The sequence below is a fragment of the Pantoea sp. B566 genome (assembly GCF_024793925.1).
Classification (GTDB): Bacteria; Pseudomonadota; Gammaproteobacteria; order Enterobacterales; family Enterobacteriaceae; genus Pantoea; species Pantoea ananatis.
Map to the genome: position 1 here is coordinate 2,558,769 of NZ_JANUQL010000003.1, position 14,972 is coordinate 2,573,740.

The 14,972-nt window shown below is 57.1% G+C and carries 13 protein-coding genes; 3 read left to right on the top strand and 10 right to left on the bottom strand.

The features are described from left to right. Nucleotides 1–16 precede the first annotated feature (16 nt). Both NYE92_RS13715 and NYE92_RS13720 read left to right on the top strand, forming a co-directional pair. Nucleotides 17–763 (top strand): glycerophosphodiester phosphodiesterase family protein, encoded by a 747-nt coding sequence (locus NYE92_RS13715; RefSeq protein WP_105087922.1) that lies wholly within the window; start codon nucleotides 17–19, stop codon nucleotides 761–763. A 199-nt stretch (nucleotides 764–962) separates the two neighbouring features. Then, nucleotides 963–2,042 (top strand): porin, encoded by a 1,080-nt coding sequence (locus NYE92_RS13720; protein WP_116198003.1) that lies wholly within the window; start codon nucleotides 963–965, stop codon nucleotides 2,040–2,042. Between the two features lie 106 nt (nucleotides 2,043–2,148). Here the strand turns inward: NYE92_RS13720 and NYE92_RS13725 are convergent, their stop codons facing one another. The 4 genes from NYE92_RS13725 to NYE92_RS13740 form a co-directional block, all read right to left on the bottom strand. Further along, nucleotides 2,149–3,084: an alpha/beta hydrolase gene (locus NYE92_RS13725; RefSeq protein ID WP_013027618.1), complete on the bottom strand. Its 936-nt coding sequence runs from the start codon at nucleotides 3,082–3,084 to the stop codon at nucleotides 2,149–2,151. Nucleotides 3,085–3,254: 170 nt separating this feature from the next. Then, a complete protein-coding gene (locus NYE92_RS13730) occupies nucleotides 3,255–3,593 on the bottom strand; it encodes a hypothetical protein (protein WP_015699351.1) in 339 nt (112 codons plus the stop codon). 30 nt (nucleotides 3,594–3,623) lie between these two features. Further along, nucleotides 3,624–4,967, bottom strand: a complete 1,344-nt coding sequence (locus NYE92_RS13735) for a sodium:proton antiporter (RefSeq protein WP_013027620.1) — start codon at nucleotides 4,965–4,967, stop codon at nucleotides 3,624–3,626. Nucleotides 4,968–5,028: 61 nt separating this feature from the next. Further along, a complete protein-coding gene (locus NYE92_RS13740; RefSeq protein WP_014594837.1) occupies nucleotides 5,029–6,237 on the bottom strand; it encodes an MFS transporter in 1,209 nt (402 codons plus the stop codon). Between the two features lie 93 nt (nucleotides 6,238–6,330). Here NYE92_RS13740 and NYE92_RS13745 point away from each other — a divergent pair, with 93 nt between their 5' ends. Then, nucleotides 6,331–7,263 (top strand): LysR family transcriptional regulator, encoded by a 933-nt coding sequence (locus NYE92_RS13745; protein ID WP_259019070.1) that lies wholly within the window; start codon nucleotides 6,331–6,333, stop codon nucleotides 7,261–7,263. 61 nt (nucleotides 7,264–7,324) lie between these two features. On the opposite strand, the gene NYE92_RS13750 is transcribed toward NYE92_RS13745, so the two are convergent. From NYE92_RS13750 to kdpF, 6 genes are read right to left on the bottom strand one after another with little or no spacing between them, the layout of a single operon-like run. Then, complete coding sequence (locus NYE92_RS13750) at nucleotides 7,325–7,828, bottom strand: TIGR00645 family protein (protein WP_014604798.1); 504 nt, start codon at nucleotides 7,826–7,828, stop codon at nucleotides 7,325–7,327. 54 nt (nucleotides 7,829–7,882) lie between these two features. Then, nucleotides 7,883–10,558, bottom strand: coding sequence for a two-component system sensor histidine kinase KdpD (gene kdpD / locus NYE92_RS13755; protein ID WP_013027624.1), 2,676 nt, complete (start codon nucleotides 10,556–10,558; stop codon nucleotides 7,883–7,885). Between the two features lie 13 nt (nucleotides 10,559–10,571). Beyond that, nucleotides 10,572–11,141 (bottom strand): potassium-transporting ATPase subunit KdpC, encoded by a 570-nt coding sequence (kdpC, locus tag NYE92_RS13760; protein WP_014594840.1) that lies wholly within the window; start codon nucleotides 11,139–11,141, stop codon nucleotides 10,572–10,574. Nucleotides 11,142–11,151: 10 nt separating this feature from the next. Then, nucleotides 11,152–13,197 carry a potassium-transporting ATPase subunit KdpB gene (kdpB, locus tag NYE92_RS13765; protein ID WP_013027626.1) on the bottom strand — a complete coding sequence of 682 codons (2,046 nt, stop codon included), beginning with the start codon at nucleotides 13,195–13,197 and terminating at the stop codon, nucleotides 11,152–11,154. Then, nucleotides 13,194–14,882: a potassium-transporting ATPase subunit KdpA gene (kdpA, locus tag NYE92_RS13770; protein ID WP_029569254.1), complete on the bottom strand. Its 1,689-nt coding sequence runs from the start codon at nucleotides 14,880–14,882 to the stop codon at nucleotides 13,194–13,196. Before kdpA ends, kdpB begins: the two co-directional genes overlap by 4 nt. After that, nucleotides 14,882–14,971 carry a K(+)-transporting ATPase subunit F gene (gene kdpF / locus NYE92_RS13775; RefSeq protein WP_015699348.1) on the bottom strand — a complete coding sequence of 30 codons (90 nt, stop codon included), beginning with the start codon at nucleotides 14,969–14,971 and terminating at the stop codon, nucleotides 14,882–14,884. Before kdpF ends, kdpA begins: the two co-directional genes overlap by 1 nt. Between the last annotated feature and the right edge of the window lies 1 nt (nucleotide 14,972).

The window sequence follows — 14,972 nt, forward strand, 5'->3', positions numbered from 1 at the left end:
GAAGGTAAAGCCAAGAATGTCGACCAAAAAACACCCTGCACGCGTAGTGAACGCCCGCCTGATTGCCCATCGGGGAGCACCGCTGCTGGCACCGGAAAACACGCTGCCTTCGTTTCAGGCGGCGGTTGAACGCGGAGCGACGTGGATAGAGGTGGATGTCAAACTCACCAAAGATATGCACCCGGTCATTATTCATGACGATTCCGTAGACCGGACAACGAATGGCAAAGGCTATGTGGCAAATTTAACCCTGGATGAGATCCGGTCGCTGGAGGCTGGCGTGTGTTACGGCCACCTCTTTAAAGGCGTGAAAGTGCCTACGCTGGCTGAAACTGTGGGCTTTGTACTGGATAAAGGCGTCGGGCTGCAACTGGAAATCAAACCCACCTCCGGGCAGGAAGTGGAAACGGCGGAGATTGCGATCGCTCAGTTGAAGTCGCTGTGGCCAGCGAGCGAGAAGAAGTTATTTATCAGTAGCTTCTCTGAGATTTCGCTGCAGGTTGCCGCCAGGCTGATGCCTGACGTACCGCGTGGGCTGGCGGTTTGCGTCCCGCCAAAAGACCCGGCGGCGCTCCTCGCCAGAACAGGTTGCCAGATCCTGCATTTCCTGGGTGACTTCGCAACGGACGAAGACCTGACGCGCCTGGCCCGTTCAGGTATTGAATTCGCGATTGCCACAATCAATGACCCGATGCTTGCCCGAAAATATATTGATGCGGGCGCACAAACGGTATTAAGCGATATACCCGACTTGGCATTTTGAATAAAAAGTTCATCAGGATGTTCTCTGCCTGAATGCAATAACACCAGGGAAAGCCATTATAAAAAATGGCCATAAACTTTATGGCCGCTATACCCATTTTATTATTTAGTCATTAAATAAGACGAAAGTGATATTGAAATAAATACCGCCCTGAGCGGTAACATCCTCATGCTTTAGTTAACTGATAAGGGTAGATGATATGCACAATAAAATAAAAACAGTCGCGCCGTATGCAATGTGTTTTCTGGTCTCATTTTCTGCATGCTCCGCCGAGATTTATAATAAAAGTGGAAATAAGCTCGACCTGTACGGTAAAGTCGATGCGCGCCATGTTTTCTCAGATAATATTGCAGAAGATGGCGACAACTCTTATGCACGCCTGGGTTTTAAAGGTGAGACGCAAATTAATGATAAGCTTACCGGTTATGGTCAATGGGAATATAATTTCCAGCTGAATCACAGTGAAGGCGGTAGCGATGCGCAAACGGGTAATGCCACACGTTTAGGGTTTGCCGGTCTGAAACTCGCCGACTTCGGCTCGTTCGATTATGGCCGTAGCTTTGGGGTACTGTATGTTGCCTCTGCCTATACGGATATGGCACCGATCTACGGTTCCGGCACCATGACCACCAACGATAACTTCCTGTCAAAACGCTCAACCGGCCTCGCGACCTGGCACTCTCCGGACTGGGGCGGGTTAAAGTTAACCCTGCAGTATCAAGGGAAAAATGACCGCACAACCGCCAAACTGGCTAACGGAGATGGTTACGGTGCTGGCCTGACTTACAGCATTACCGATGGGCTGAGCATTGCGGCAGCAGGGATGAAAGCAAAACGGACACTGACTCAGCAAGCTGACGGTCAGGGAGACGATGCCACCGCCTGGGTAACCTCTGCAAAATATGACGCCAACCAGATCTATCTGGCCGCCATGTATGGCGAAGCCAATGACGTTACGCCTTATGGACAGCTGGCACAGGTCGCCGACAAAACCCATAACTTTGAGGCGATTGCACAGTACCAGTTCCTGAACGGTTTGCGCCCTTCTGTCGGTTTTGTCACGCAGCGTGGCGAAAACCTGCAGGGCGCTGGGAATTTTGCCGGGGGCAGCCAGACGATGCAGAAATATATTGCGGTGGGCACCTATTACTATTTCAACAAGAACATGCTGACCTACGTGGACTACCGCATTAACTTACTGAAGGAAAACGATTTTACGCGCGCCACCGGCATTACGACGAAAAACAGTATCGGTATGGGCCTGACCTATCAATTCTGATCCGCCTATTGCTGCTTCGTCCTGTGTTGCTTCAATCCTGATCATCGCTCATTTAGCGAGGCCGGCAAATGCCGGCTTTTTTTACGCCTGCCGCAGGAAGCGTCAGTCAGGACAGAACGGAGGCGTGCCTGACCGCCAATGCGCCCTGACTGAGGTTTTCCAGCCATTTAACATAGGCCTGATCCCACAGCGCGGCAGGTGTACCCGCTTTGCCGAGTCCAAAACCATGCCCCCCGCTGGACAGCTGAATCAGCTGCACCGGTACGCGGTTGCGGCGACAGGTGTCACGCATGAGCTGGGTGTTAAAGGGTTTTGAGGTGTGATCGTCTCCGGCCTGAGCCAGGAACGTGGGCGGATAGAGATTCGTCACATAGTTTTGTACTGACCAGCTGGCTTCTTCTTGCGGACTGGCGTCATTGCCCACCATCATCAGGTGCGTGTTGGTATGCTGATAGGGCGCTTCAAGCGTAATCACCGGGTAAATCAGCCCAACACTGTCGGCTTTAGGGACTTCCTGATCCAGCCTGTCCACCGGCGGATATGACTGAAATTCCGGGCGCGCCGCCGCCATGCCCAGTAAATGCCCCCCAGCCGAAAACCCCAGGACATGCACTTTTCGTTCAAACGAACGTATCAGGCGCAGCGCGCGCTGTGCATCCTGTAAGGGCGCGAGGTTGCCAGCCTGCCATTTCTCGCGCGGTAAGCGGTAGCTGAGCACATAGGCGGTATAACCGTTAGCATTTAACCAGTGCGCGACGGGCCAGGCTTCGCGTCCCATACCAATCCACCGGTAGCCTCCCCCGGCCGCAATCAGCACCGCTTCGCCATTGGGATTTTCTGGCCTGAAGCGTTGAATCGCCGGGCTGACAATATTCGACCATGAACCCCAGGCGTCCACGCGCAATGTTCCAGACGGCCCACCGCCGCCGGGCGGTTCGTCCGGCCAGAGAGGAATAATATCATCGCGGGCAAACAGTTTGCTGGTAGCCAGTGAAAGCGCAAGCGCTCCTGTGCCGAAAATAAAGCGTCGACGCGTAATCATGATGCCTGTTAAATCAATGCCATAAAGGTCAGCCGACCCTTTCGGCCCGCTGCGTTTTTATTATGTATCGCACATTTGGTTAAGACGCTGGCGATTATGTACGCAATCGGTAGGGAAAATCCATTAAAAAACGCGCCATTTTAGCGCGTTTATTGGCGAATTAACTGCGGTTAATCTTCCTGCTGAAACTGCGTCATCACCGTTTGTTCACACTGTTGGGTATTGGTGCGGAGTTTGGCGCGTTCTTCATCACCCAGCTGCAGCCAGGCGCTGGCCACTTCATTGGCCAGCTCTTCATCAAATTCAGGCTTGCTGACGGCAGAGGAGGACTGCGATCCTGCCACGCTGGCCTTCATTTTTTCCACATACTGGTCGGCTGTCGAAACGCTTTTTTCACTGCTAACAATGTGACACAGCTGGCTTGCATACACGCTTTCTTCACTATTGTCTTCCGCCAGCGCGCTGCCCGACGCCAGCATGCTCAGCAACAGTATCTGAGATATCTTCATCATCTACTCCCGTTATCAGTTAATTCACTCTCATGACTGGCGTTGTTTCGCCTCCAGTCGGGCCTGGCGCCAGTTGAGCAGCGGCGTCACCGAAATGCCGTGAACCACGATACTGCACACCACCAGCGTCAGCGCCATATCAGCCATTATCGTTGCTTCTGCGCCCCCCATGCCATGGACCCAGGCGAACGCAATATAGTTAAGGCTCCCAATACCGCGGATACCCAGCCAGCCAATAAGCAACCGCTGAGGAAGCGGCATGCCCGTCCCGAGGGTAACCAACCACACCGCCAGGGGGCGCACCACGATAAACAGCAGCAGTCCAAGGAAGATGCCCTGAATGTTCCAGTGGTATGCCATGGTTACGCCCAGTACCACCATCATGATGGCAGCCAGCAAACGTTCAATAGTATCGCCAAAAGAAAGCGCGTCGCCTACTACTAAACCAACGGATTTCACCATGCCACTGCTGCGTTGCTGCAGGCGCTTGTTGGGATTGACCAATGCCTCTGCAGGCAGTAACCGATCGTCGTCCGACATATCGTCTGGCTGGTAACGTTTAAAGACGCCCAGCTCAGCACGGCGCAGCCCAAGACCGGCGGCAAAGGTGGCCAGAAAGCCTGAAGCACCCAGCCATTCCGCCAGGGCGTAGCTGAGCGCGATCAACGCCAGCGCCAGAAAGTCGTTGGGGGCGCAATCCCCATGCGCATTGCGAAGCCGGGTGGCCAGTAAGCCAACGAGTCGGCCCAGGCCAAATCCCAGCAGGATACCGCCGCCGATGGCCCACACGACGTCGACAGCAGCCCAGTGCGCCAGCATGCCTGCACTGAGGTTTTCGCCGTTGAACAGCAGCAAAGCCAGCACCAGCAACGGCAGCGCTGAACCATCATTCATGCCCGCCTCGCTAGAAATGGCGACGCGCAAGGCGTCATCGTCCTGCGCGTCGCTCACCGAAATCAGGCTAGCCAGTACCGGGTCGGTGGGCGCAACAATTGCGCCAAACGCCAGTGCAACGGGCCAGGACAACCCGACCAGCCAATGAGACAGCAGCGTCATGGCCGCCACCGTCATCAACATCGCCGGAAAGGCCAGTAAGCCTCCGGCTCGCCAGCTTTTCGCTTTAAGCGGCAAGCGTAATTTGAGCCCCGTAATAAACAGTGACGCAGCCATCGTGATTTCGGTAATGTGCGTCACCAGTTCCGCATGGCGAATGATATCAATCTCGATAACATCAAACATCCACGGCCCACAGGCGATCCCGGCTAACAAGAAAAGACCAAAAGAGGTCACTGGGCCACGGTGGATCCACCCTGATGCCAGTGACATTAATAACAGAAGACAGCCCGTCGCAGCTGTCCAGGCAATAAAGTTCATAACGCACCGTTTTAATTGAGTTTATGACTAAGCCTGGCACATTTGCTGACGGGCGGAAGGATCAGTCCTTGAGATGACGACTGGCGAGCCGCACCATCAGGCTGGCAGCGGCGGCGAGCGTGGACAACACCACAACGCCATTCCAGCCCCAGTGGGCAAGCGCCAGGCTGCCCAGCGCCGCACCGCTGGCCATGCCGATAAACACGATGGTAAACAGTAGGGCGTTAAGACGACTACGTGCATCGGGTACCAGACCATAAATCAGCGTTTGATGGGCGACCAGCGTGGCCTGCACGCCTAAGTCGAAACCAAGCGTGCTGATAACGATGACGACCAACTGACCGGGGAGCGACAGCAGCGGCAGCAAAAACATCAGGGCGAAGGCCGCCGTGACCAGGCCGGCACCAAACTGGGTCACGCGTGCCGGGCCGAGTCGATCGGCCAGGTTACCCGCCAGCGGCGCGGCCAGTGCACCCGCCGCCCCTGCCAGACCAAAGGCACCGGCGATGGCACTGTCAAAGTGAAAACGTTCGCTGAGCATGATCGCCAGCGTAGACCAGAAGGCGCTGAAGCTGACAGAAAGCAGTCCCTGAGCCAGGGCCGCGCGCCGCAGGGTCTGGTGTTCGCGCCACAGGTGAACCAGCGATAAAAGCAGGCGGGGATAGCTTACCGACGTGCCGGGCGTAAAGCGCGGCAGCACACGCCACAACGTCAGGCTAATCAGAAACACAGCCAGAGCCGCGATAATATACATGGTGCGCCAGCCAAAATACTCTGCCACCACGCCGCTGACGACCCGGGAGAGTAAAATGCCTACCAGTAATCCCGTCATTACCGTACCCACGGTTTTACCCCGGCTGTGCGCCGGTGCCAGCGCCGCCGATGCCGGAACAATATCCTGCGCCACGGTCGCCGTCAGGCCGGTGACAAAGCTGGCGATGAGCAGCGCGCTGATGCCGCCGGAAAACCCACACAGCAGCAGCGCCATCACCAACAGCAGCCCTTTGATCAAAATTATCGTGCGGCGATCGTGGCGATCGCCAAGCGGGGCCAGCAGCAGAATACCTAAAGCATACCCGGCCTGCGTTAACATCGGCACCATGCCTACGGTGCTCACACTAACCTGAAACTGCTTACCGATGATATCCAGCATCGGCTGACTGTAGTAAATCGAGGCCACGCTCAGGCCCGCGCCGGCAGCCAGCGTAAAGACCAGGGGGGCGGGCAGGCGTTCAGTTGAGTGGGGAGTCATAGTTTTTACCGCTGACATGGTTACATCCTCAAAAAATAGTGTGGCAAGTAAAGCCTGTTTTTGACATACGCGGTAGACTAATAAAAAGCAAAACGGTTATACGTGGAACGCATGAGCAATTTCAGTAACAGCGATCGTATCGAACTGATGCACACCTTTATTCGCATTGTCGAAAGCGGCAGTTTGTCTGCCGCAGCGTTGCAACTGGGTATTACGCAACCGACAATCAGTCGCCGGTTGCAGTCTCTTGAACAGGGGCTGGGGCTGAAACTGATTCTGCGCACCACCCATGCGCTAAAGCTGACTGATGATGGTGAGCGTTGCTATGCACAGGCCCGGCAGCTCCTGGCAACCTGGCACGCGCTGGAAGATGAACTGACCGGCGCCGGCAGCGATCCGATTGGCATTTTGCGGGTGCGCGCGCCCCACGCTTTTGGCCAGGATCAGCTGGTCACACCGCTGGTGAACTTTATGCGCCGCTATCCGCGTTTGCGCATTGAATGGATGCTGAACGACAGGACGCCAGACTTCGTCGCCGAGAACGTGGACTGTGCGATTCAGGTGGGGGCACTGACCGACCCTTCTGTTGTAGCCGTGCTGCTGGCCGAAGTGCCGCGCATTGTTGTCGCTGCGCCCGCGCTGCTTCAGCAATATCCCCCGATTAACCAGGTGGCGCAACTGGGCGATTTGCCGTGGCTGGCGCTGACGAGTTTCTACCGTAACGAGATCGCATTACAACATAAAGACAAGGGGGAACCGATGAATCTGCCTATCGTTCCCCTGCTCAGCAGCGACAGCCTCTTCGCCGTGCGCAAAGCTGCGCTGGCGGGGCTGGGAACCGCTATTCTGTCGACATGGGTCATTCAGGAGGATCTGGCACAGGGCAATCTGATTCAGCTTATGCCGGAATGGCAGGCTCCCCCGTTGCCAGTCTGGCTGACCTATCCGTGGGCGAGCTATTATCCCGCCAGGCTGACCGCCTTCTTTGCCATGATCAAAGCGGTATTTCCGCATCTGACGGGCGCGCGGCCCGCTTCAGGCTGAAAAAGGCCTCCCCCACCGGGGAAGCCGTGTCACCGGACGGCGTCCAGGGGGTTGCCGTCGATCAGACGTTTTTCTTTTCCGCTCGCGACATGTTGTCCAGCCAGCCCATCACGAAGGCAGACAGGACAAAGGTCAGGTGGATGATGACGTACCACATCAGCTTGTCGTTTTCGACATTGCGCGCATCCATAAACACCCGCAGCAGGTGAATGGAGGAAATCGCCACAATCGAGGCCGCGACTTTATTTTTCAACGAGCCGGAATCCATCTTGCCCAGCCAGCTCAGCTTCTCTTTGCCCTCGTCAATGTCGAGTTTGGACACAAAGTTTTCGTAGCCTGACAGCATAACCATGACCAGCAACCCACCCACCAGCGTCATATCCACCAGCGACAGCAGCAGCAAAATCAGATCGTTTTCTGCAATGCTAAAAATGTTGGGCAACAGGTGAAAAATTTCCTGGAAAAATTTGACGGTGAGCGCCAGCAGTCCCAGCGAAAGTCCAATGTAAACCGGAGCCAACAACCAGCGCGATGCATACATCAGGTTTTCGGTAAAACGTTCCATAATTTCCCAATCATAATCAGTAAGGTCGCGCATTATAACCGATCATCTGTGAAGTTATTTCAAGCCTTCAGGAGAAATTTCAGGAACGGGTGGAAGTGGTAAAGAGAGACGAAAGCAGGCACCGCCTTCAGCACGATTTTCCGCCCAGATCTGACCGCCGTGGCTTTCGATAATCGTTTTACAAATCGCCAGTCCCAGCCCAACGCCCGGTACGGCCGATTCTTTATCACCGCGTGAAAATTTATCGAAAATCCGCGTCAGGTCGTTTTGGGCGATGCCCGGCCCGCCATCCCAGATGGCGATTTCCAGCCGGGTATTTTCACACCAGGCACGTATGCCGCGGGGCGCACAGTTGCCAGCGTACTTCAGGCTGTTTTCAATCAGGTTGGTAAATACCCGCTCCAGCAACGTACTGTCGCCTTTGATCAGGACAATATCTTCAGGCAGGTCGAGTTCGACCTCTCTTCCCTTGAGCGACGGCGCCATGCTACTGAGCGCGCCGCCAATCACCTCTTCCAGCGCCAGCCACTCTTCGCGTAAATTCAGGCCGCCTGACTGAATACGCGCCATATCCAGCATGTTGCTGACCAGACGAATGGTACTCAGGGTTTGTTCACGAATCTGGCTGGCCTGGGGCACATACTTTGAGTTATCGCTGGCCAGGTCCAGCATCAGCATTTCTGCCTGACCAAACAGCACCGTCAGCGGGGTACGTAAATCATGGGAGAGCGCCGACAGCAAAGCATTACGCAGCTGCTCACGTTCAGCTGACAGCCGGGAAGCCGCCTCACTCTGGGACAGCGCCATCCGCTCCAGGGCATTGGCAATCAGCACGGTGAAGGTTTCCAGCAGCCGTTGCTGTTCCGGCACCATCAGCTGACGCACATTCTGCGGTTCAACCACCAGCAATCCGCGACACAGATCGCCCACTTTCAGCGGCAGAATTTGGTAGGGCACCGCCGGTAAGGTGTCCGTGCCTGCGCCTGCTGGCTGGCCCTTGCTGAAGCTCCATTTCGCGATAGCCCAATCCGGTTCGTTGCCCGGCAGCGCGTTGCCCAGCGTGTGCAGTTCGCCCTGCTCATCGGGTAGCAGCAGCAGGCATCGCGCCTGTAAGGTCGCCTCCAGCACCCGCTGGCTGGTTGCGGCGATATCTTCAGGCGTCAGGCCGCTTCCCAGCGACTTGGCCATTTCATAAAGCTGCCGCGTGCGCTGCTCCCGGTAGCGGGCAACCCGCGCCTGGTAGCGGACGCCGGCCGTCAGGTTGCCAACAATGACCCCGACCGCCAGCATCACCCCAAAGGTCACCAGGTATTGCAAATCCGAGACCGCGACCGTGCCGGTAGGTGCGACGAAAAACAGGTCAAAGGCAATGATGTTCATGACGGTGGCGATAACGGAGGGCCATCGTCCATAGCGCAACGCGACGATCACCACCGCCAGCAAATAGATCATCACACAGTTGGCCGGATCGAAGCTGATCAGAACCGACTGCCCTGCGGCGGTGACCACAATACACAGCACCAGCGCCATCAGTACGCCGCGCAGCTGCAGCCGCCATTTGTCGCTGTTAACCCGATCCTCGGCTAACGGATGGGGCGCATCCTGGATAGGCTCATTGAGCGCCACGACCAACAGATCCAGATCGGGACCCAACTGCCCCAGCCGCTCGGCAAAGCTGTCACGCCGCCAGCGGCGCGCCGGGCGTCGGCCTGTCACAATCTTACCCAGATTGTGTTCCCGCGCGTAACGCAGGACCGCCTGCGCCTCATCAGGGTCGGACAGCGTCGCCGTTTCCGCCCCCATATCCTGCGCCAGCTTCAGCGTGCGTAAAATGGCCCGACGCCGCGCTTCCGGTAGCCGGTTAAGCCGGGGCGTTTCCACGTAAACGGCGTGCCATTCGCTGCCCAGCCTGGCGGCCAGCCGCGCCGCCGTCCGCACCAGTTTTTCGCTGCCGGTATCGTCCCCAATACACAATAAAATGGCATCACGCGTGTGCCAGACCCGATCGCGGCCCTGACTGTCGCGCCAGGCGCGCATCTGGTCATCGACCCGGTCGGCAGTGCGGCGCAGCGCCAGCTCACGCAGGGCATACAGGTTGCCCTTACGAAAGAAATTTTCGATGGCGCGTTCGGCACGATCGCCAATGTATACCTTGCCCTCTTTCAGGCGCTGGCGGAGATCGTCAGGCGGGAGATCAACCAGTACCACTTCATCGGCAGCGTCGAAAAAGGGATCGGGAACGGTTTCACGCACCTGAATGCCGGTGACGCCACCGACCACATCATTCAGACTTTCCAGATGCTGAACATTCACTGTCGTCAGGACATCAATGCCCGCCTCCAGCAGTTCCTCAATATCCTGCCAGCGTTTGGGATGACGTGAGCCCTTCACGTTCGTGTGCGCCAGCTCATCCATCAAAATTACTGCCGGATGGCGCGCCAGCGCGGCATCAAGGTCGAACTCCGCATGCCGCGAACGGCCCGTCGCCCGGCGCGGCAACAGCACCAGTCCGTTAAGAAGCTGCGCTGTTTCCGGACGTTCGTGCGTTTCCACTACGCCCACCAGCACATCCAGCCCCTGGGCACGCAGCCGCTGCGCCTCCTGCAACATGGCATAGGTTTTTCCTACGCCCGCACAGGCGCCAAAATAGATTTTCAGTTTGCCGCGATGGCTGTCGCTGCTGGTCTGCAGCAGCGCATCCGGATCGGGGCGCAGCGGTTCGTGGTTCATAGCGTCCTTACAGTTATTTGAGGTCGTTCAGCGCCAGATTAAGCTGCAGCACATTGACAGTCGGTTCGCCGATAAAGGGCAGCAGCGGGCGCTGCGTCATGCTGTCTACCAGGGCATCCACTTTCGCCAGCGGCAGCTGACGTGCCGCCGCGATACGCGGTGCCTGCCACAGCGCAGCCTCAGGCGAAATCTCCGGGTCCAGTCCACTGGCCGAGGTGGTAACCAGCTCGACCGGTACCGCCCCGTTAGCCTGCGGATTCGCCGTGCGCAAAGCCGCCACGCGCTCGGCTACAGCCTTATCCAGCGCCGGGTTGCTGGCCGCCAGGTTGCTGCCGCTGGAGGCCAGAGGATTATAAGGCTTATCACCGGTTGCAGAAGGACGCCCCCAGAAATAACCGGGCTGGCTAAAATTCTGACCAATCAGCGCTGATCCCCGTTCTTCGCCATCGACATTCAATACTGACCCGTTAGCCTGCCAGGGAAACAGCAGTTGCGACAGTCCCGTGGTAAGCAAAGGATAAACGACGCCGCACACAACCGTTAGCAGCAAAAGCAGGAAAATCGCCGGACGTAACTGACTCATTTTAATCTCCTCAGGCCATACCAGACAGCACGAGCAACATATCAATCGCTTTGATGCCGACAAAGGGCACCAGCAGCCCACCTAACCCATAAATCAGTAAATTACGGCGCAACAGCGATGCGGCACTCAAAGGACGATAGCTGACACCTTTAAGCGCCAGAGGGATCAGGAATACAATCACCAGGGCGTTAAAAATCACGGCCGACAGGATGGCCGATGCGGGCGAGTGCAGCTGCATCACGTTGAGCATATTTAACTGTGGATAGGTTGCAGCAAAGGCGGCCGGGATGATGGCGAAATACTTGGCAACGTCATTGGCGATACTGAAGGTGGTCAAGGAACCGCGCGTCATCAGCATCTGCTTACCAATGTGCACCACTTCCAGCAGTTTGGTGGGGTTCGAGTCCAGATCGACCATGTTGCCCGCTTCTTTCGCCGCCTGAGTACCCGAGTTCATGGCGACCGCCACGTCCGCCTGGGCCAACGCTGGCGCGTCATTGGTGCCGTCACCGGTCATCGCGACTAAGCGCCCCTCCGCCTGATACTGACGAATCAGTGCCAGCTTGGCTTCCGGCGTCGCTTCTGACAGAAAGTCATCCACCCCTGCCTCTGCCGCGATGGCGGCGGCGGTGAGCGGGTTATCACCGGTGATCATCACGGTTTTAATGCCCATCTTGCGCAGTTCCGCAAAACGTTCTTTGATGCCACCTTTAACGATATCTTTTAGCGCCACCACGCCCAGCACCTTTGCGCCTTCCGCCACCACCAGCGGTGTGCCACCGGCCCGCGCCACCTCTTCAACCCGGGCGTTCACCTCAGCCGGAAAGGCACCGTGGCTGGCTTCAATATGACGGCGCACCGCATCGACCGCACCTTTACGGATCAGGCGGTCCTGTACGTTGACGCCGCTCATACGGGTTTGAGCCGAGAAGGGAATAAAGCTGGCGCCCATGCTGCTCAGGTCACGTTCACGCAGGTTAAACTTTTGCTTCGCCAGCACCACGATGCTGCGCCCTTCCGGCGTTTCATCCGCCAGGGACGCCAGCTGCGCCGCATCCGCCAGCTGTTCTTCCGTGACGCCGGGAGCCGGTAAAAACTGCGTTGCCTGACGGTTACCCAGCGTGATGGTGCCGGTTTTATCCAGCATCAGCACATCCACGTCGCCAGCGGCTTCAACAGCGCGGCCACTGGTGGCAATGACGTTAGCGCCCAGCATCCGGCTCATCCCGGCCACGCCGATAGCGGACAGCAGACCGCCAATGGTGGTCGGGATCAGGCATACCAGCAGCGCCACCAGTACGGTGATGGTGACCGGCGTGCCGCCCCAGGCTGAAAAAGGCCACAGCGTGACGGTGGCTAACAGAAACACAATGGTGAGCGACACCAGCAGAATGGTCAGGGCAATCTCATTCGGGGTTTTACGACGCTGTGCGCCTTCGACCATGGCGATCATCCGGTCCAGGAAGGTTTCGCCTGGGTTGGCGCTGCAGGTAATGACCAGCCAGTCAGACAGAATGCGTGTCCCGCCGGTCACCGAGGCGAAATCCCCGCCCGATTCACGGATCACCGGTGCCGATTCACCGGTGATCGCGCTCTCGTCTACCGATGCGCCCCCTTCCACGACTTCACCGTCGCAGGGGATCACATCACCGGCCTCTACCAGCACGGCATCCCCTTTACGCAGCGCATCGGCCGCCACCTGCTGCCACGCTGCACCGTAGTGCGCCGCCGACAGTTTTTTGGCGAAGCTGGTCTTTTTAACGCCTTTCAGGCTGTTTGCCTGGGCTTTACTGCGCCCTTCCGCCAGGGCTTCTGCCATGTTGGCAAACAGCACGGTGAACCATAACCACAGGGCAATCGCGCCGGTAAAGCTGGCGCTGCCGCTCTGGTGTCCGGTAAACATCATTATGGCCAGAATCGAGGTCAGGATACTGCCCAGGTAAACCACAAACATGACCGGATTGCGAAACTGCACGCGAGGATCGAGTTTTTTTACCGCATCGATCGCTGAGGTACGTAACAGCGCTGCGTCAAACACCTGTTGTTGACGACTCATGATGATTGTCCCTGAATAAGTTGCAGGTGCTCGGCGACCGGACCCAGCGCCAGAGCAGGAATAAAGGTCAGCGCGCCGACCAACAAGACGGTACCGACCAGCAGTGCGATAAACAGCGGACCGTGCGTAGGGAGCGTGCCGTTACCTACCGGCTGCACTTTTTTCACCGCCATTGCCCCCGCAATCGCCATGACCGGAATAATGATGCCGAAGCGACCTACGAACATGCACACCGCCAGCAGCAGGTTCCAGAACGGCGTATTGGCGCTCAGGCCCGCAAAGGCGCTGCCATTGTTATTGGCGGCCGACGAAACGGCATACAGGACTTCACTAAAGCCATGCGTTCCGGGGTTTGCCATACCTGCGCGTCCGGCGTCGGTCATCATCGCAATCGCCGTACCGATCAACACCAGCGCGGGCGTGACCAGAATCGCCAGGGCCGTCATTTTCATTTCCCATACGTCGATTTTCTTGCCGAGGAATTCCGGTGTGCGGCCAATCATCAACCCGGCAATAAACACCGCCAGTAAGACAAACAGCAGCATCCCGTACAGACCGGCACCCACGCCGCCAAACACCACCTCGCCCAGTTGCATCAGCAGCATCGGCACCATACCGCCCAGCGCCGTAAACGAGTCATGCATCGCGTTTACCGCACCGCAGGACGCCGCCGTCGTAATCACCGCAAACAGGCTGGAGTTGAGAATGCCGAAGCGCGTTTCTTTGCCTTCCATATTGATGGCGCTGTCAGCCCCTAGCGTCAGAAAGTGCGGGTTGCCACGTAGTTCGGCCCACATCACCAGCGCAGCAGCCACGACAAACATCAACGTCATGGACCACAGCAACATTGAGCCCTGGCGCCGATCTTTAACGCTTTCGCCAAAGGCAAAGCAGAGTGCTGCAGGAATCAGGAAGATACTAAGCATCTGTACGAAATTGCTCAGCGCGGTAGGGTTCTCAAACGGATGCGCAGAGTTGACGTTGAAAAAGCCGCCGCCGTTGGTGCCCAGCATTTTGATGGCTTCCTGAGAGGCAACCGGCCCCATTGCCAGCGTTTGCTGCGCACCTTCCAGGCTGGTGACGTTGTGATACGGCAGGAAGTTCTGGATGCTGCCCTGGCTGACAAAAAACAGCGCCATCAGCAGGCTGATCGGCAACAGGACATAGAGTGTAATGCGCGTTAAATCGCGCCAGGCGTTGCCCAGGGTTGCCACCGAACGATTAGCAAAACCGCGAATCAGCGCAAACGCCACGGCGATGCCGGTGGCGGCGGAAACGAAGTTCTGCACCGTCAGCCCGACCATCTGGCTGAAGTAACTCAGGGTGCTTTCACCGGCATAAGACTGCCAGTTGGTGTTGGTGACAAAACTGATAGCGGTATTCAGCGCCAAATCCCAGCTCAGTCCGGGAAGATGTTGCGGATTGAGCGGCAACGCTCCCTGAAACATCAGGATGGCGAGCAGCACCACGAAGCCAAGCAGGTTGAACACCAAAATTGCCAGCAGGTAGTGCTGCCAGCGCATACCGCCTTCTTGTACACCCGAAAAACGCCATAGCAGGGCTTCAGCACGTGCAAAGAGGGGTTTATCGGCAACCAGCGCGGCCAGCCCACGCCCCAGCGGTTGCGCCATCACCATCAGCAACAGCAGATAAACCGCGATCAGTAAAAACGCATTGGCCGCCATCAGAAGGCCTCCGCATTTAACAGGGCATAGATCAGATAGCCCAGCAACAACACTACCAGCACAATGCCGGTTATTACGCCTGCACTCACA